This window comes from Piscibacillus halophilus (genome assembly GCF_900110685.1).
In the GTDB taxonomy this organism is placed as follows: Bacteria; Bacillota; Bacilli; order Bacillales; family Alkalibacillaceae; genus Piscibacillus; species Piscibacillus halophilus.
This window is the reverse complement of record NZ_FOES01000002.1, coordinates 105,427-123,468: the sequence shown is the minus strand read 5'-3', so window position 1 is coordinate 123,468 and position 18,042 is coordinate 105,427. Positions and strand designations below refer to the sequence as shown.

Annotated in this window: 21 protein-coding genes; 20 read left to right on the top strand and 1 reads right to left on the bottom strand. The window is 36.3% G+C overall.

Annotation, left to right across the window (positions count from 1 at the left end; genetic code table 11):
* Nucleotides 1-51: 51 nt before the first annotated feature.
* The gene (locus BMY57_RS01920; protein ID WP_091772412.1) at nucleotides 52-978 is read right to left on the bottom strand and encodes an aldo/keto reductase; all 927 of its coding nucleotides are present in this window, start codon (nucleotides 976-978) and stop codon (nucleotides 52-54) included.
* 104 nt (nucleotides 979-1,082) lie between these two features.
* Here BMY57_RS01920 and BMY57_RS01915 point away from each other — a divergent pair, with 104 nt between their 5' ends.
* The 20 genes from BMY57_RS01915 (at nucleotide 1,083) to BMY57_RS01820 (ending at nucleotide 17,912) form a co-directional block, all read left to right on the top strand.
* Entirely contained in the window at nucleotides 1,083-1,628 is a 546-nt protein-coding gene (locus tag BMY57_RS01915) for an NUDIX domain-containing protein (protein ID WP_091772322.1), read from the top strand.
* Between the two features lie 5 nt (nucleotides 1,629-1,633).
* Nucleotides 1,634-2,818 (top strand): endonuclease Q family protein, encoded by a 1,185-nt coding sequence (locus BMY57_RS01910; protein ID WP_256205222.1) that lies wholly within the window; start codon nucleotides 1,634-1,636, stop codon nucleotides 2,816-2,818.
* 83 nt (nucleotides 2,819-2,901) lie between these two features.
* The gene (gene spoIIM, locus BMY57_RS01905) at nucleotides 2,902-3,531 is read left to right on the top strand and encodes a stage II sporulation protein M (protein WP_175615464.1); all 630 of its coding nucleotides are present in this window, start codon (nucleotides 2,902-2,904) and stop codon (nucleotides 3,529-3,531) included.
* Nucleotides 3,532-3,638: 107 nt separating this feature from the next.
* The gene (fur, locus tag BMY57_RS01900; protein WP_091772319.1) at nucleotides 3,639-4,091 is read left to right on the top strand and encodes a ferric iron uptake transcriptional regulator; all 453 of its coding nucleotides are present in this window, start codon (nucleotides 3,639-3,641) and stop codon (nucleotides 4,089-4,091) included.
* 234 nt (nucleotides 4,092-4,325) lie between these two features.
* Nucleotides 4,326-5,213 carry a site-specific tyrosine recombinase XerD gene (xerD, locus tag BMY57_RS01895; protein WP_091772318.1) on the top strand — a complete coding sequence of 296 codons (888 nt, stop codon included), beginning with the start codon at nucleotides 4,326-4,328 and terminating at the stop codon, nucleotides 5,211-5,213.
* 63 nt (nucleotides 5,214-5,276) lie between these two features.
* On the top strand, nucleotides 5,277-6,458 hold the full coding sequence (gene deoB / locus BMY57_RS01890) for a phosphopentomutase (protein ID WP_091772317.1): 1,182 nt from the start codon (nucleotides 5,277-5,279) through the stop codon (nucleotides 6,456-6,458).
* Between the two features lie 14 nt (nucleotides 6,459-6,472).
* Nucleotides 6,473-7,288, top strand: a complete 816-nt coding sequence (locus BMY57_RS01885; protein WP_091772316.1) for a purine-nucleoside phosphorylase — start codon at nucleotides 6,473-6,475, stop codon at nucleotides 7,286-7,288.
* Nucleotides 7,289-7,307: 19 nt separating this feature from the next.
* The gene (locus tag BMY57_RS01880) at nucleotides 7,308-8,612 is read left to right on the top strand and encodes a pyrimidine-nucleoside phosphorylase (protein ID WP_091772315.1); all 1,305 of its coding nucleotides are present in this window, start codon (nucleotides 7,308-7,310) and stop codon (nucleotides 8,610-8,612) included.
* A gap of 153 nt (nucleotides 8,613-8,765) precedes the next feature.
* Nucleotides 8,766-9,923 carry a D-alanyl-D-alanine carboxypeptidase family protein gene (locus BMY57_RS01875; protein WP_091772314.1) on the top strand — a complete coding sequence of 386 codons (1,158 nt, stop codon included), beginning with the start codon at nucleotides 8,766-8,768 and terminating at the stop codon, nucleotides 9,921-9,923.
* A 98-nt stretch (nucleotides 9,924-10,021) separates the two neighbouring features.
* Nucleotides 10,022-10,375, top strand: a complete 354-nt coding sequence (spoIIAA, locus tag BMY57_RS01870) for an anti-sigma F factor antagonist (protein ID WP_091772313.1) — start codon at nucleotides 10,022-10,024, stop codon at nucleotides 10,373-10,375.
* Nucleotides 10,372-10,815 carry an anti-sigma F factor gene (spoIIAB, locus tag BMY57_RS01865; protein WP_091772312.1) on the top strand — a complete coding sequence of 148 codons (444 nt, stop codon included), beginning with the start codon at nucleotides 10,372-10,374 and terminating at the stop codon, nucleotides 10,813-10,815. The genes spoIIAA and spoIIAB overlap by 4 nt, the downstream gene beginning before the upstream one ends.
* Nucleotides 10,816-10,819: 4 nt before the next feature.
* Nucleotides 10,820-11,575 carry an RNA polymerase sporulation sigma factor SigF gene (gene sigF, locus BMY57_RS01860; protein WP_091772311.1) on the top strand — a complete coding sequence of 252 codons (756 nt, stop codon included), beginning with the start codon at nucleotides 10,820-10,822 and terminating at the stop codon, nucleotides 11,573-11,575.
* 128 nt (nucleotides 11,576-11,703) lie between these two features.
* Complete coding sequence (locus tag BMY57_RS01855) at nucleotides 11,704-12,324, top strand: stage V sporulation protein AA (protein WP_091772310.1); 621 nt, start codon at nucleotides 11,704-11,706, stop codon at nucleotides 12,322-12,324.
* Nucleotides 12,314-12,733: a stage V sporulation protein AB gene (locus BMY57_RS01850; protein ID WP_175615463.1), complete on the top strand. Its 420-nt coding sequence runs from the start codon at nucleotides 12,314-12,316 to the stop codon at nucleotides 12,731-12,733. The genes BMY57_RS01855 and BMY57_RS01850 overlap by 11 nt, the downstream gene beginning before the upstream one ends.
* A gap of 13 nt (nucleotides 12,734-12,746) precedes the next feature.
* Nucleotides 12,747-13,193, top strand: coding sequence for a stage V sporulation protein AC (spoVAC, locus tag BMY57_RS01845; RefSeq protein ID WP_091772309.1), 447 nt, complete (start codon nucleotides 12,747-12,749; stop codon nucleotides 13,191-13,193).
* A gap of 11 nt (nucleotides 13,194-13,204) precedes the next feature.
* On the top strand, nucleotides 13,205-14,212 hold the full coding sequence (spoVAD, locus tag BMY57_RS01840; RefSeq protein ID WP_091772308.1) for a stage V sporulation protein AD: 1,008 nt from the start codon (nucleotides 13,205-13,207) through the stop codon (nucleotides 14,210-14,212).
* 7 nt (nucleotides 14,213-14,219) lie between these two features.
* A complete protein-coding gene (spoVAE, locus tag BMY57_RS01835) occupies nucleotides 14,220-14,570 on the top strand; it encodes a stage V sporulation protein AE (protein WP_091772410.1) in 351 nt (116 codons plus the stop codon).
* Between the two features lie 5 nt (nucleotides 14,571-14,575).
* Nucleotides 14,576-16,039 carry a spore germination protein gene (locus BMY57_RS01830; RefSeq protein ID WP_175615462.1) on the top strand — a complete coding sequence of 488 codons (1,464 nt, stop codon included), beginning with the start codon at nucleotides 14,576-14,578 and terminating at the stop codon, nucleotides 16,037-16,039.
* Between the two features lie 141 nt (nucleotides 16,040-16,180).
* A complete protein-coding gene (gene lysA / locus BMY57_RS01825; RefSeq protein WP_091772306.1) occupies nucleotides 16,181-17,458 on the top strand; it encodes a diaminopimelate decarboxylase in 1,278 nt (425 codons plus the stop codon).
* Nucleotides 17,459-17,477: 19 nt separating this feature from the next.
* Nucleotides 17,478-17,912, top strand: a complete 435-nt coding sequence (locus tag BMY57_RS01820; protein WP_217703277.1) for a peptidylprolyl isomerase — start codon at nucleotides 17,478-17,480, stop codon at nucleotides 17,910-17,912.
* Nucleotides 17,913-18,042: the final 130 nt, after the last annotated feature.

Genomic DNA, 18,042 nt, shown 5'->3' with positions numbered 1-18,042 from the left:
GATTTCCCTCGATTGACAGGTGAAATCGGACAATCTCATGTATGTTTCTTATTAATCACGGTGCTGTTCGTAAATATTAGCTTTTGTTAATGGTTTTAGTTGGTTATAGACGTTATCTGAGATTTGGGCATCTTGGTAAGCCCGTACATTATCTAATACTTGTTCAGGTGTACTTGCCCCGAGAACTAAACTACTGATGGCACGGTGTTTTAACGCGTAGCCAATAGCTAAAGATTGCGGTGAGAGGTTATGGTCATTTGCTAAATCTTGTAGTGATGTAATAATGGATTTTAACTCAGCTGAGTCATAATTTAAGAACCCTTTTTGACCTTTCTTTTGCCATTGGGTTTGGCCGATACTGGTTAGCATACCTTTCCCTAAAGCACCTCGAACGACAACTCCAATATGATTGTCGTTTAGTAGGTTTAAAACTTCTTCTTCAGGTCGGCGGTCCAGTAAACTATATTGCATCATGACACTAGTGATATTGGAACGTTCCACAAACCTTTTTATCACATTAGGACGAATGGAGGAGATTCCATAATAACGAATTAATCCTTCTTGTTGTAACTCTTCGAAGGTTTCAATGACTTCATCGGTTGGGTCCTCAATCGTACCGCCATGTAATTGATAAAGATCAATATAGTCAAGGCCAAGTCGCAGTAAACTATTTTTAAAAGCTTCTTTTAAATACGCCTTAGAAGGATCCCAGTACCACCCTTCTTTCCCCGGTTCGAAATGATTTCCGCCTTTTGTAGCAATCATAACTTGATCGCGTTTACCTTTAATTGCTTGGCCGAGGATCCTTTCATTTTCGCCAAAATCATATAAATCGGCCGTATCAAGATAATTAATACCTTGGTCTAGAGCTGTGTCAATAATGTTGGTTGCTTGCTTAACATTTGTCCCTAGGTTCATACAACCAAGGCTGATTTCAGAAATGTGTAAATCAGAATGTCCTAATTGACGTTTTTTTATCATCGAATTCTCACCCTTTCTAAATCTATTTTAAAAACAAGATGCTGTTAAAAACAAATCATATAATGGTCTATGCTACAATAAGGTGCAGAAAGGGGATTATGATGACAAAGAAATTTGAAGAAAAAACAATTACGAGTGAATCTATTTATAAAGGGAAAATTATAGATGTTAGGGTTGATGATGTTGAATTACCAAATGGTCAATCATCTAAACGTGAATTAATTGATCATCCGGGGGCTGTGGCCATTATTGCCATAACAGATGAAAATAAAATCGTAATGGTGGAACAATATCGTAAGGCATTGGAAAAAAGTATTATTGAAATTCCAGCAGGGAAGTTAGAACCTGGAGAAAAGCCTGAGATAACAGCTAAAAGAGAACTAGAAGAAGAGACTGGTTATCAAGCGGATACACTTGATTATGTCGTTTCTTATTACACATCACCAGGCTTTGCCAATGAAATCATCTATGTTTATGAAGCCAGAGGGTTGATGAAGGTAGAAGATGCTCTCGAAGGTGATGACGATGAGTTTGTGGAATTAATGGAAGTAACGTTGGATGAAGCCTTACAACTAATTAAAGAGCAACGAATTCATGATGCTAAAACGATTCATGCTATATACTACCTCATGCAACAAGAAGGATGAGAAATGTGACGCTATCAAGCTTTTATGCAGATTTACATGTTCATATTGGACGTACGATTCATAATAATCCGGTGAAAATATCTGCCTCCAATAACTTAACGATTTCTAACATATTTCACTATGTACGTGAGAAAAAAGGATTGGATTTAGTCGGTGTGATTGATACTCATGTACCTGAAGTGCAAGAAGAGATTGATTTATTGTTAGAAAAAGGTGAGTGTGTTGAACTTGAAGAAGGCGGGATTTCTAATGGTTCCGTGACCATGTTATTAGGATCAGAAATTGAATTGTATGATGAGAATTGTTCAGGGCCCATTCATGTGCTATGTTTTATGCCAACTCTACGAAAGATGAAGAGCTTTTCAGATTGGTATAGCCACTTTGTAAAAAATCGAACGTTGAGTTCGCAGCGAATGTATATTGATGCGGTTGAGTTACAGAAAAAAGTAAAAGAATTAAATGGATTGTTTATACCAGCTCACGTCTTTACACCTTTTAAGAGTTTATACGGGAAGGGAGTTCAAAAAAGTCTTACGGAAGTTTTTGATTCTAAATTGATTGATGGAATTGAACTTGGTTTAAGTTCGGATACGTCTATGGCGGATACGATTCATGAATTAGAACCTTTTGCCTTTTTAACGAATTCAGATGCCCATTCATTAGAAAAGATCGGGCGTGAATATCAAGAGTTACGATTAAAGGCTCCTACGTTTCTCGAATTGGAAAAAGCATTAAAAGAAGAACAGGGAAGAACTATAAAAGCTAACTATGGCATGAACCCGAGATTAGGAAAGTATTATACAACCATTTGTAGAGGTTGTCATAGTCGAATAAACTACTCAGACCATTGTCCGGAATGTGGGTCAAAGAAAGTGATTAAAGGTGTAAGTGAGCGTATTCAAGAAGTGAGTCAACATCATAAGCCATCTAACCGAACACGCCCCCCTTATATACACCAGGTTCCCTTAGAATACATTCCTGGACTTGGTCCCAAAACTTTAGAACAATTACGAAACGTTTTATTTCATGATATGTATCTCATCCATCAAGCGACGGAAGAAGAATTAATTCAACATAGTAACAAGCAAATCGCAGATCATATTATTCAATTAAGGAACGGGAAATTGGATATCAATCCAGGCGGCGGTGGCACGTATGGCCGTGTTATCGTTTCATCAAATAAAAAATAACATCGAATTATTCTACTTGGTTCTATATTTGTTTCTATCTTCATAGGATTTTACTAGAGTTAGAAACGAATGGAGGAACCATGATGAAACGTTGGTTAAAAGGATCGTCCTATACATTAGAGCCTTACATTAGTTTATACGTTTTCTTATTTGTTCTATTTGTTATTGGAGTAATTTTCGGAGCAGGAATGGTTGGAAGTTTAAGTTTCTTACAAAAACAAGATCTATTGTTTTTTGTTGAACAATATTTTCAATCTATTACAGAATCGTCGCGCCAATTAACCATCGGAGAGTTGTTTAATGCATTTTGGACCCATGGAAAGTATGTAACATTTTTATTCTTATTTGGATTATCATTCATCGGATTACCAATCGTATGGTTCCTGTTGTTTTTAAAAGGAATTGTGATAGGGTTTACTGTTGGGTTCTTAGTTAATCAATTATCTTGGCAAGGCTTCTTATTATCTATTACATCAGTAGCGCCGCAAAATTTATTAATCGTTCCAGGATATTTATTAATTGTTGCTAGCAGTATGATTTTTTGTATACATGTGATGAAAATGCTATTTGCTAAAGGAAAAAGCTATTATACGATTGGGCAGGCGGCTCTTTTATATTTTAAAAGCTATTTAATTACCCTATTGATTATTTTTGGTGGGTCGATCTTGGAAGCCTTTATTTCAACTCAGTTCATGCACATTATTTTAAAATGATTTTAATTTGATAATAATTGTTATGTTATAAATTAAAATAATTATAATTTGACACTATTCCTCCTCTTACATATAATTAATTATGTAAAGTAAGAGGGGGAATTTAAATGGAAAACCGCATAGAAAAAATAAAGAAACAGCTACATTCTCAAAGCTATAAATTAACCCCGCAAAGAGAAGCAACTGTACGGGTTTTATTAGAGCATGAGGAAGACCATTTAAGTGCGGAAGATGTCTACCTCCTCGTGAAAGAAAAATCACCAGAAATTGGATTAGCTACAGTATACCGAACTCTTGAGTTATTATCTGAATTAAAAGTAGTCGATAAGATTAACTTTGGCGATGGTGTATCTAGATATGACTTGCGAAAAGAAGGGGCTGAACACTTTCACCACCACTTAGTTTGTGTGGAGTGTGGCTCAGTTAAAGAAATTGAAGAAGACCTCCTAGGGGATGTTGAAAAGATCGTTGAATCTCAATGGGAGTTTAAAGTAAAAGATCATCGTCTAACGTTTCATGGGATTTGTAAAAAATGCCAGAGTCATGATGATGATAAATAGACTTACATAGAATTACCTTTTTTCATTGTGAAAAAAGGTTTTTTTGTTTGATTCTATTTTACTGAACCCAGTGTATATATTGGCGAAAGCCTTAGTTTCATTTAATCTATAACAAAGGTAAACTTTAGTATAGTGTAAAAAATCTTGCTTTTTAAAAAGTAAAGAATATTTATCTGATCGATGAATTGTTTTGAAATGGTCAAGATGAAGAATTAAAATGGAGGAGGCGTCGGAATGAAAGATGCGCTTAAAGATTATATACATTTTCTTCAAATAGAAAAAGGGCTTGCTGATAACTCGATTGCATCATATCAAAGAGACTTGAATCAGTATCTAACATTTTTAATAGAAATTGAGAAGTTAACTGAATTGAGTCAAATTGAACGTCATCATATTAGGCAATTTTTAAAACAATTAGACGAGATGGGGAAATCAAGTTCAAGCATTGCCCGTATGATATCAACTATTCGATCGTTTCATCGTTTTATTATTCAAGAATACGGTGTGAAACACGATGCGTCTTTACATATTCAAACGCCTAAAAAAGAACGTAAATTACCTAAAGTTTTATCCAATAAAGATGTAGAAGCACTATTAGATTTACCAAGTAATGAACCTTTAGACATTAGAAACAAAGCGATGCTAGAAACGCTTTATGCGACTGGATTGAGAATTTCTGAGTTGTTATCATTAAAAATTAATGATTTACACTTATTAATGGGGTTTGTACGAATCATCGGTAAAGGCGGTAAAGAACGAATAGTACCGTTAGGAAAACATGCACAACAAGCTGTCGAAGATTACGTTGAACATGCTCGCCCTACTTTTATCAAGCAAGAACATACTGACGCTCTCTTTTTAAATCATCGAGGCCGTCCGATGACAAGGCAAGGATTTTGGAAAATATTAAAGAAAATTGCTAGGGAAAAAGGGATTAGGGCAGAACTAACACCTCATACTTTAAGGCATTCTTTTGCCTCACATTTACTTGAAAATGGAGCAGATTTGAGAGCGGTTCAAGAAATGCTCGGACATGCTGATATTTCGACTACCCAAATCTATACTCACATCTCAAAGTCTAGGATGAAGGATATTTATCAAAATTATCATCCGAGGGCATGATATGTTATAGTTTTTAAGTTGTGGGTAAAATGTTAAAGATATTTAACTGGAGGTAAGATCAATATGGAACAACCTTTTAAACGTGTATTTTTAATTGTCATGGATTCAGTAGGAATTGGAGAAGCGCCTGATGCTAAAGAATTTAACGATGAAGGTGCTGATACACTTGGACATATTGCTGAACATATGAACGGACTTACAATGCCAAATATGGGTAAGCTTGGCCTAAGTAATATAAGAGAAGTTAAAGGAATCGAGCCAGCGGAACACCCTATGGCACATTATACAAAGATGCAGGAAGCGTCAGTAGGAAAAGATACCATGACGGGTCACTGGGAGATTATGGGCTTAAGAATGGATCAGCCATTCCGTACATTTCCTGAAGGTTTCCCAGAAGATTTAGTACAGAAAATTGAAGCCAAAACCGGACGTAAAGTAATAGGTAATAAACCGGCTTCTGGAACTAAGATTATTGAAGAATTAGGAAAAGAACATATCGATACAGGGGCTTTAATTGTCTATACTTCTGCAGACCCTGTATTACAAATTGCGGCTCACGAAGATGTTGTGCCTTTAGAAGAGTTATATAACATATGTGAGACTGTGCGTGAAATGACAAAAGATGATCCTTATATGATTGGTCGTATTATCGCACGTCCATTTGTTGGAGAACCTGGCAACTTCCAACGTACATCAAATCGCCATGACTACGCATTAAAGCCATTCGGCAGAACGGTAATGAACGAAATGCAAGATGCAGATTATGATGTGATTGCTTTAGGTAAAATCAGTGATATTTATGATGGTGAAGGTGTAACCGAGGCTATTCGAACTAATGATAATAGCGATGGTATGGATAAATTATTAGAAAGTTTAAACCAATCGTTCACGGGTCTTAGTTTCTTAAATTTAGTTGACTTTGACGCTAAATTCGGACACCGTCGCGACCCACAAGGTTATGGTGAAGCTTTAGAAGAGTTTGACCGTCGTTTACCAGAAGTATTAGACAAAATGAACGAAGATGATTTATTAATTATTACAGCTGATCATGGTAATGACCCTATTCATCATGGAACCGATCACACTCGTGAATATGTACCGTTATTGGCTTATCATAAAGGAATTAAAGAAGGAAAAGAACTAACACTCCGTCAAACATTTGCTGATGTTGGAGCGACGATTGCAGAAAACTTTAATGTAAAATCTCCAAAATACGGGGAAAGTTTTTTGAACGATATTAAATAAAGGGGTACGTCAATATGATTGAACAAATTAATGAGTCAAAAGCATATATCGAACAACAATTATCTGGTCAATTACCTAAGATCGGATTAATTTTAGGATCTGGATTAGGCGTTTTAGCAGATGAAATAGAAAATCCAACGGTTATTTCTTACAAGGACATTCCTCATTTCCCAACATCAACAGTGGCGGGCCATAAAGGACAACTCGTGATTGGTGAACTGCAAGGTAAAAATGTCATCGCCATGCAAGGTCGTTTTCACTATTATGAAGGGTATACCATGCAGCAAGTGACTTTCCCAGTGCGTGTTATGAAAGCATTAGGTGTAGAGCGTTTGCTTGTCACAAATGCGGCTGGTGGAATAAATGAATCATTTGATGCTGGTAATTTAATGTTAATTACGGATCATATTAATATGATGGGAGATAATCCGCTCATTGGACCTAACGTTGAAGAACTTGGCCCAAGATTTCCTGATATGTCACAAGCTTATGACAAAGATCTCATCGGCGTAGCGAAAAGTTGTGCAGATGAATTAGATCTTCAATTGCAAGAAGGGGTTTATGTCGGAAATACAGGTCCTGTTTATGAAACAAGTAGTGAAGTCAAAATGTTACGTACACTAGGTGGAGACGCTGTTGGTATGTCAACTGTTCCAGAAGTGATCGTTGCGAATCATGCTGGTATGAAAGTGTTAGGAATATCTTGTATCTCTAATATGGCTGCTGGAATTCTTGACCAACCACTATCACATGATGAGGTCATTGAAACAACAGAAAGGGTAAGAGAAGATTTTATTCAATTAGTTAAAAAAGTTATTAAAATCATGTAGAGTAGCAGGAGTGTTAAAAATGAGAATGTACGATATTATCGCAAAGAAGCGCGATGGAGAAAACCTTACTAATGAAGAAATTCAATTTTTTATTGAGCAGTACACAAATGGTTCGATTCCAGACTATCAAGCAAGTGCATTGGCAATGGCAATTTATTTTCAAGATATGAATGAAGATGAGCGAGCAGCTCTGACAATGGCAATGGTTCATTCTGGGGATACCATTGATTTATCAGACATAGAAGGAATTAAAGTCGATAAGCACTCTACAGGTGGAGTTGGAGATACGACAACATTATGTTTAGCTCCATTAGTTGCTTCAGTTGATGTACCTGTTGCTAAAATGAGTGGTCGCGGGTTAGGTCATACAGGTGGAACAATCGATAAACTTGAATCTGTATCAGGATTTCACGTAGAAATCAGCAGTGATGAATTTGTTAAATTAGTGAACCAAAACAAAATCGCTGTCATTGGTCAATCAGGAAATTTAACGCCTGCAGATAAGAAGCTTTATGGGTTGCGTGACGTAACAGCAACGGTTAATTCTATACCATTGATAGCAAGTTCCATTATGAGTAAGAAAATCGCGTCTGGTGCAGATGCTATTGTATTAGATGTTAAAACAGGCGCAGGTGCGTTTATGAAATCGAAAGAAGAAGCTGAAGAGCTTGCAAAAGCAATGGTGTCGATTGGAAATAACGTTGGCCGACAGACGATGGCTGTAATCAGTGACATGAGTCAGCCACTTGGAAGAGCGATCGGGAATGCCTTAGAGGTTAAAGAAGCAATCGATACATTAAATGGAAGAGGACCTGAAGACTTAACAGAATTAACGTTAACTTTAGGAAGTCAAATGGTTGTACTAGGTGGCAAAGCTGAAACATTAACTGAAGCTAGAAAAATGTTAGAGGAAAATATTCAAAACGGTAAAGCAATTGAAAAGTTTAAAGAATTTTTAACTGCTCAAGGTGGAGATGCATCAGTTGTTGATCAACCTGATCAATTACCAAAAGCATCTCACATTATAGAGTTGGAAGCTAAAGATTCAGGCTACATTAAAGGAATCGTTGCAGATGAGATCGGTCATGCTGCTATGATGCTTGGTGCCGGACGCCAAACAAAAGAATCCGAAATTGATTTATCTGTTGGGATTGTTTTAAATAAAAAAGTTGGCGATCGTGTTGAGAAAGGTGAATCGTTACTAACGATCCACTCCAATACAACAAATTTGGATGAAATCAAAGAAAAACTTTATAACAATATATCGATAAGCTCATCATCCGTTCAAGCACCCGAATTGGTCTATCAGATGATTAGTGAATAATAAAACTCTCTAACCTAGCTGGGATTATTTAATCTCAGCTAGGTTTTTTTATGTGGTATTAATACAGAATTTTTCCGTCAAATTTTATTAATAATTTTGTAATAAAAAATAAGACCTTGGAAAAAATATGAAACATGAAATGGAGGGAGCATCATGCGAAAAATAATATCTTTATTACTAATATTTTCTTTAATATTGCCAAGTTATAGTCTGTTAGCGGAGGAAGTTGAAGTCGCTAATTTAATTGAATCATCAAAATCAGCTTTATTGATGGAAGCAGATACTGGAGAAATTATTTTTAAAGAAAATGAATCCAAACGTCTACCGCCGGCTAGTATGACTAAAATTATGACCATGTTATTAATTATGGAAGCGATTCATAATGGAACAATTAAATTAGATGAAAAAGTTCGTATTAGTGAACATGCAGCTTCCATGGGTGGAACTCAGATATATTTAGAGCCTTTCGAAGAAATGACAGTAGAAGATTTATTAAAAGGAATTGCTGTAGCTTCGGCGAATGACGCTTCTGTAGCTTTAGCTGAACGTATTGCTGTTACAGAAGAAGCTTTTGTTGAGAAAATGAATCAAAAAGCGAAAGAGTTAGGCTTAAAGGATACAAATTTTGAGAACGCTACAGGCTTACCATCCGACAATCATTACTCAACAGCGCACGATATGGCAGTCATGGCGAAGGCTTTATTGGAGTATGAAGAAATTACAGATTATACAAAGATTTATGAGGATTATCTTCGAAAAGGAACTGAAGATGAATTTTGGCTAGTTAATACAAACAAACTTGTTCGCTTTTATCAAGGCGTTGACGGTCTTAAAACAGGATATACGTCAAAAGCAAAATTTTGTCTAACGGCCACGGCTAAACGAGATGATATGCGTGTTATTGCGGTTGCAATGGGAGCTGACACGGCAAAAGATCGTAATAAAGATATATCTAATATGTTAGATTATGCTTTTGGCAACTATGAAGTAAAAAAACTTTATGAAAAAGGAGATTCTGTTTACGAATGGGAACCGTTAAAGTCTGATAAAAAACTTGTCGCATCTCCTAAAACAAATGTTTCACTTTTACTGAAAAAAGGTGAGTCATTAGATGATTATCAGACAGAAATCGTAAAAGAAAATACAAATCAGTGGCCAGTCGAAAAAGGCGATGAAGTAGGTAAGATTAGAGTGTTAAAAGATAATCAAAAAGTAGGAGAGTACCCATTAGTTATTAACCATGATGTGAAAGATGCAAACATATGGACACTTTGGAAACGGGCTTTAAAATCCATTCATTCGGGTAAATAATAGTCGAATTGACACTTCTTTTGTCATCTAGCAGGAAAATAAATCATTCAGAAAGAAAGACTCAATAGCTTAATTTTTCATTGAAGGAGGAAAAAGCGTTGAGTCTTATTTCACATTTTGAAAAAAAAGAAGACGTACTACTAGTAAGACTCATTGGTGAACTTGATCACCATGAGGCAGAACAGTTAAAGGAAAAATGGAAAGAGCAATTAGGTGATACGAGTATTAAACATGTAGTTGTTAATTTAGAAAAATTAGCGTTCATGGATTCGTCTGGATTAGGAGTGTTCTTAGGACGTTATAAAGAGGTAAAGCAGTTAGATGGAGAGATGGTTATTTGTTCATATAATCAATCCATTAAACGTCTGTTTGAACTTTCTGGTTTATTTAAGTTAGTTCGAACAGCTGATAATGAAGAGGCTGCCCTAGAAAACTTGGGGGTGGCATCATGAATAATTATATGAAAGTTGAATTCGCTGCTAAAAGTGAAAATGAATCTTTTGCTCGTGTCGCTGTCGCTTCATTTATAGCGCAATTAGATCCTACAATGGATGAGTTAACTGAAATTAAAACGGTGGTCTCAGAGGCAGTGACGAATGCCATTATCCATGGTTATGAAGAAGATGAAGAAGGACTCGTAACTTTAGAATGCAACATTCGAAATAGTGATGTCGAATTAAAGATTATAGACGACGGTCGAGGCATTGAAGATGTAGATGAAGCAACTCAACCTATGTACACTTCAAAACCTGAACTTGAACGTTCAGGGATGGGTTTTACGATTATGGAAAACTTTATGGATGATATCACGGTAGATTCACAAATGGGTTATGGTACAACGGTCACAATGAGAAAAAAGTTCAATCAAAACGAAGCCGCTTCTCATAGGTGATGCTATGAGCGGAAACGGCAAAATCAAAGATGAACAAACGTTAGCACCAGAACAAGTTAGAGAATTGATTGAACGTAGTCAGGCGGGAGATGAGGCAGCTCGAGATGAACTAGTTCAAAAAAATACTCGTCTTGTGTGGTCGGTTGTCCAACGCTTTTTAAATCGAGGCTATGAAGCTGATGATTTATTTCAAATCGGCTGTATTGGCCTGATAAAATCCATTGATAAGTTTGATCTATCGTATGATGTTAAGTTTTCAACATATGCAGTTCCAATGATAATTGGTGAGATTCAACGTTTTATACGTGATGATGGTTCAATAAAAGTTAGTCGGTCTCTAAAAGAGCTCAATCATAAAATCAGATCTAAAATGGAAGAATTCTCAAAAGATCATGGACGATCACCTTCAATTGTTGAGCTTAGTGATGCTTTAGATATCCCTAAAGAGGATATTATCATGGCTTTAGAAGCTAATCAGAGTCCACATTCGATCCATGAAACCGTTTTTGAGAATGAGGGAGATCCGATAACGTTAATGGATCAAATAGCTGAAAAAGATTCAAGCTGGTTTGATCATATCGCATTAAAAGAAGCTATACGACAACTAGACTCAAGGGAACGATTAATTATTTACTTGAGATATTTTAAAGATCAGACCCAGTCTGAAGTAGCGAAACGGTTAAACATATCTCAGGTCCAAGTGTCTCGCTTGGAGAAAAATATATTAGAACATATGGGACATTTATTAAATAAGCAATAACAAGCTCTTACCACTCCGGTAAGAGCTTTTCTATTTTTTCTAATACATGTTAAAGCATGTAATGTACATAATAACTATATAGATGGCGGCACCATTTATGAATTAATACATCATGGAGCTGATTCAACATGGCACAAGTCATTTACCTTAGATTAAAACCCAAGCAAGTCGTGAAACTGGGGCAACAGATTTATTTAAAAGATATCGCTTGGATTAGCACCAATAATGATGAAGTAAAACAAAAGCTCTCTACTCTGTATCTGCACACTGTTACAAAAGATGACCAGACCTATAAAGTTTTTGATTTATTTAATATCATAGAACGAATTCACATACTTTACCCAGAATACGAGATTGAGTCGGTCGGTGCATCTCAAGCAATCTTGGTCATTTATCAACCAAAACCTAAAGTGTATCCGATATATGTGTTTTTTATTTGGGCACTATTATTTGTAGGTGCAGCGATGGCCATTATGAATTTTCATTTCGATGTGAGTATGGAAGAAGTTCAATCTACCCTACATAGAATGATCTCGGCTGATGAAGAAGGTCGAAGCGTTCTATGGTTACAAGTTCCATATTCAATCGGATTAGGTTTAGGCATGATTTTGTTCTTTAATCACTTTTTCAAAAAACGTTTTAATGAAGAGCCTAGCCCCTTAGAAGTTGAGATGTTTAATTATGATCAAGACTTACATCATTATGTTTCATTTAATGAGAATGAGTTGAATAAAAACGATGATGATTAGTTATGTCATTGAGGTATTCGTAGGGTTAGCAGGAGGGCTGGCTGTAGGCTCAGGGTTTGTTGCTTTTATTACAGTTTTAGGAATTATTCCAAGACTGGTGCAACTGAGCAAATCGAAAGAATTTCTTCAGCTATACGAATGGGCAGTCATCTTAGGAGCTTTATTTGGAATATTTATATCTTTTTCACACATATCTGTGCAAGCTCCAATTTTTATCGAGATGATTTGGGGATTGTTGCATGGTATTTTTATCGGAATGTTAGCTGCAGCACTGACAGAAGTACTAAATGTCTTTCCGATTTTAGCTAAAAGAATGAGATTAGATCAAAAAATTGAATTGCTAGTGTTAGCCATCGTTTTTGGAAAAATTATAGGCTCGTTATTTCAATGGGTTATCTATGTAAGGTGAAAGGTGAGTTAGCATGATCACAAAAGAAAATTATAAAAATGATATCAAAAATTATCAACCAAAACCAAAGCTACTTAAAAACTGCATCAAAGCATTTGTAGTTGGCGGTTTAATTTGTTTAATCGGGCAAGGGTTAACAGTGTTTTATACAGAAGTTTTTGGTTTTAGTGAAAAAGCTGCGGGTAACCCTGTGGTCACGACTTTAATATTATTGTCTGCATTGTTAACAGGCTTTGGCGTTTACGATAAAATTGGACAGTTTGCAGGAGCAGGCTCGGCTGTTCCAGTGACAGGTTTTGCAAACTCTATTACGAGTGCAGCGCTTGAACATAAGAGTGAGGGGCTTGTATTGGGTGTGGCCTCAAACATGTTCAAGCTTGCAGGAAGTGTCATAGTGTTTGGGACAGTATCAGCTTATATCGTCGGTATGATTAGATACTTAATTGAACAGTTTTTGTGAGGGTGACGAATATGAAAATAGGCAAACAATCATGGCAATTTAATCAAGGTGTTTATGTTCAAGCTGCTGGAACGGTAACAGGACCTAGGGAGAAACAAGGTCCATTAGGAGAGTTCTATGACTATTCATTTGATGAATTACATTGTAATGAAAAGAACTGGGAAAGTGCAGAACGAGCACTTTTGCAGAAATCAATTGATATCTGTTTAGGGAAAACAAATATCCGGCAAGATGCCATTGATTTATTCATTAGTGGAGACTTGTTAAATCAAAACGTCTCATCAAATTATGTAGCGAGGGATATTCCATCACCTTTTTTATGTGTGTTTGGAGCTTGTTCAACATCGATGGAGACAGTCGCTATAGGTTCTTCATTAATTGATAGTGGTAACTGTAAAAATGTCATCGCAAGTACAAGCAGTCATTATTCAACAGCAGAAAGACAATTCCGCTATCCGACTGAATATGGAGGCCAAAAACCGGATACAGCAACCGCGACGGTAACGGGAGCTGGTACTTTGCTTCTTAATAATGAACCATCAGATATTCAAGTTGAAGGAGCTACAATTGGAAAAGTTATCGATTATGGTGTGACGGATCCTTTAGATTTAGGATCAGCGATGGCTCCTGCAGCTGCGGATACAATTGTTCAGCATATGAAAGATTTCGGTCGAAAGCCAGAAGATTATGACTTGATTTTAACAGGTGATTTATCAAGTGTCGGTTCCCCAATTGTCAAAAAAATGACAGAGCAATCCGGTTATGACATGGAAGGGATTCATCGTGATTGTGGATTAATGGTTTATCATACAAATCAACAGGTTTTCGCAGGTGGTAGCGGCTGTGCTTGTTCTGCAGTTGTATCTTATGGGTATATCCTGCAGCAATTAAAAGAAAACAACTTGAAAAAAGTTTTGATAGTTGCCACGGGTGCTTTACTTAGTCCAACTTTAGTTCAACAAAAAGAAACAATTCCTTGTATTGCACATGGAGTTGTCTTGCAAAGGACGGATGTATAAAGTGTTTATGGATTTCTTCTGGGCATTTGTCGTAGGTGGAGCGATTTGTGTAATTGGACAAATATTATTAGATGTATTTAAACTAACTCCCGCACATGTTATGTCATCATTTGTTGTAGCGGGAGCAGTCCTTGATGGTTTCAATGTATATGATAAACTCATTGAATTTGCTGGGGCGGGTGCCACCGTCCCGATCACAAGTTTTGGACATTCGTTATTACATGGAGCAATGACTCAAGCAGAGGAACACGGTTTTATTGGTGTAGCCGTTGGTATTTTTCAGTTGACCTCTGCTGGGATCGCTTCGGCTATTTTATTTGGATTTATCGTCGCCTTAATCTTTAAACCTAAAGGATGATTCCAATGAAACCTGATAAAGAGAGAAAATTAAGCAAGTCGTTAGTAGATAACCGAGAATTTATAAAAGAGTTACTTGGTATTGGAGTTTCCTTTGACGCAGATGTTCGAACTTTAAGGATTTTAGATACGGAAGTTGATATTTATTTCGTTAATGGTTTAAATGATAAAGACCATATCAATATTGTTATGAAGGAACTCTTAGAGTTAAACGATTTTGAACCAAGAACCAAAAACGTCCATGAACTAATAGAAAACCGATTAGTCAATAATCAGGTTGAAAAGGTTGACGTAACGTATGATGCGATTACTGAAATTCTATCTGGATTAATTATAGTAATTGTAGATGGGTATCAGGAAGCTTTTGCTGTTGATACTCGTAATTATCCTGGTCGTACACCCACTGAGCCTGATACTGAAAAAGTAGTGAGAGGTTCAAGAGATGGTTATACTGAAAACATTATCGTTAATACAGGTTTAACTCGAAGAAGGGTTCGAGATGATAATCTTCGATTTGAAATGTTAAGAGTAGGTGAGCGATCTAGAACCGACGTAGCTATAGCGTATTTAAAAGATGTGGTCGACCCTGGGTTAGTTGGTGAAGTTAGGGAAAACTTAAAGAAAATTGATGTAGATGGCTTATCAATGGCAGAGAAAAGTCTTGAAGAATTTGTAGTTAATCAGAAAGGAAACCCTTTTCCGCTCGTTAGGTTTACTGAGAGGCCTGATGTGGCTTCAGCCCATTTATTTGAAGGCCATGTTTTGATTATGGTCGACACTTCACCAAGTGTCATCATAACGCCAACAACATTCTTTCATCATGTACAACACGCAGAGGAATTTAGGCAATCACCGATAGTAGGATCTTTTGTACGATGGGTACGCTTTTTTGCCATCTTATTTTCCATATTTTTATTACCGTTATGGCTATTATTTGTTTTGCATCCTGAGTTATTACCCCCAGAGATGTCTTATATTGGGCCTAATGAAGAAGGAAATATTCCGATATTAGTTCAATTAATATTAGCTGATATTGGGGTGGAATTTTTACGGATTGCAGCTATTCACACACCAACTGCCGTATCTACAGCAATGGGTTTAGTCGCAGCCATCTTAATTGGTGAAATTGCGATTGAGGTGGGTCTATTTTCTCCAGAGATTATATTATACGTTGCTATAAGTGCTATGGGGGCTTATGCAACTCCGAGTTATGAATTAAGTGTTGCAAATAAATTGGCACGCCTTATATTAGTGATCATTACTGCAATACTGGGTGTTAAAGGTTTGGTCATTGGGTTTACACTTTACATTTTATACCTAACTAAAACGATCTCTCTTAATACACCTTATTTTTGGCCAGTAATCCCGTTTAACGCAAAAGCATTGTATCATATTCTTTTCAGAGTTCCGATTCCACTTCATAAAGTTCGCCCTAGCATTGTCCATCCTCAGGATGAAAGACGCCGATAACTGAATAATTAATTGATACTCATCCCTTCATATGGTAAAGTTTAAGGGATAATTCTAAAAGTGAGTCGATACTTGTCGTACAAAAATTATGGCAAGTATCGTTTTCTGTTTTAAATACACTGAGTAAAAGGGTGATCTTTAGTGCCAGCTAATCATCTATATATTGGGGGAATAAGTGCTTCTGATTTAGTTCATAAATACGGAACACCACTATTCGTTTATGATGTCAATCATATTAGAGAAAATGCGAGATCGTTTACACGTACTTTTGAATCATTAGGTGTCAATTATCAAGTGGCGTATGCGAGTAAGGCTTTCTCATCCATTGCAATGTTACAAGTAGCAAAGCAAGAGGGTTTAAGTCTAGATGTCGTGTCGCAAGGAGAACTTTATACTGCATTAAAAGCTCATTATCCTGTAGATAAAATACATATGCACGGTAATAATAAAAGCCTGGAAGAATTAGAGATGGCGATTGAAAATGAAATAGGATGTATCGTCGTTGATAATTTTTACGAAATTGAGAGACTGAACGAATTGTTAGAAAAGCATCAAACAAAAATGAAAGTTCTATTACGTGTCACACCAGGAATAGAAGCTCATACTCATGATTATATATTGACTGGTCAAGAAGATTCAAAATTTGGTTTTGATTTATCTAGCGGGCAAGCTGATCAGGCACTGGAAACGTTATTAAATCGTGAACGTTTTGAAGTGTTAGGAGTTCATTGTCACATCGGTTCCCAAATTTTTGAAACGCACGGTTTTATCATGGCAATTAGAAAAATTTATGAAACCTTAGATCACTGGAAAAATCGCTATGATTATGAATCCGTTGTTATTAATCTTGGCGGAGGATTTGGTATAAGGTATACTAATGAAGATGAGCCATTACCATTAAATGAGTATGTGGTTAAGTTAGTCAAAACGGTACAGTCTGAATGTAAAACACGTCAACTGAATTTGCCAGAAATTTGGATTGAACCCGGACGCTCTATTGTTGGAGAAGCAGGGACGACTTTATATACTGTGGGCTCGATTAAGAACTTACCAGGTGTTCGTAAATATGTCTCTGTAGATGGAGGGATGACTGATAACATTCGCCCAGCTTTATACCAAGCTAAATATGATGCGGTTGTAGCCAATAAAGTAAATGAACCATTGGTTGAACAAGTATCCATAGCTGGGAAGTGTTGTGAATCTGGTGATATGTTAATTTGGGATTTAGAGGTACCAAAAATTGAAAGTGGAGATGTTTTGGCTGTCCGTTCAACTGGAGCATACGGTTATTCAATGGCCAATCATTATAATCGATTCACAAAACCAGCTGTCGTATTTATTGAAGATGGGCAAGATCATTTAGTTGTGAAACGGGAAACATATCGAGATATCGTTCAAAATGATCTTTCTTTTGAATGATTAATTAACAAAGGAGAAGATGCAATTGAAACAAGCGACTATTCATTTTGAAAACGGTGAACAAATTAACATCGAATTATTTGAAGAAGATGCACCTAATACTGTACAAAATTTTGTTAAGCTAGCAGAGAAAGGGTTTTATGATGGTTTAACTTTTCACAGAGTCATTCCTAACTTTGTCATTCAAGGTGGATGCCCTACAGGTGATGGCACAGGAGGACCTGGTTACACGATTAAATGTGAAACAGAGGGGAATCCTAATAAACATGAACGTGGTAGCCTATCAATGGCTCATGCTGGAAAAGATACAGGTGGAAGCCAATTCTTTATTTGCCATTCTGCTCAGCCACATTTGGATGGTAATCATACAGTATTTGGAAAAGTTACAGAAGGACTTGATGTTGTGGATCGAGTTCGTCCAGGAGATGTCATGGATAAAGTCACGATCAAATAAAACCTTGCAGCATATATAAGTTATAGTAGCTAATATCCACATTTGACAAATATCATAAAACAATTAAAGTATATAATGTATATATTTCACTTTAGTTATCTATAACTATATTAAACTACGATGAGTAAGA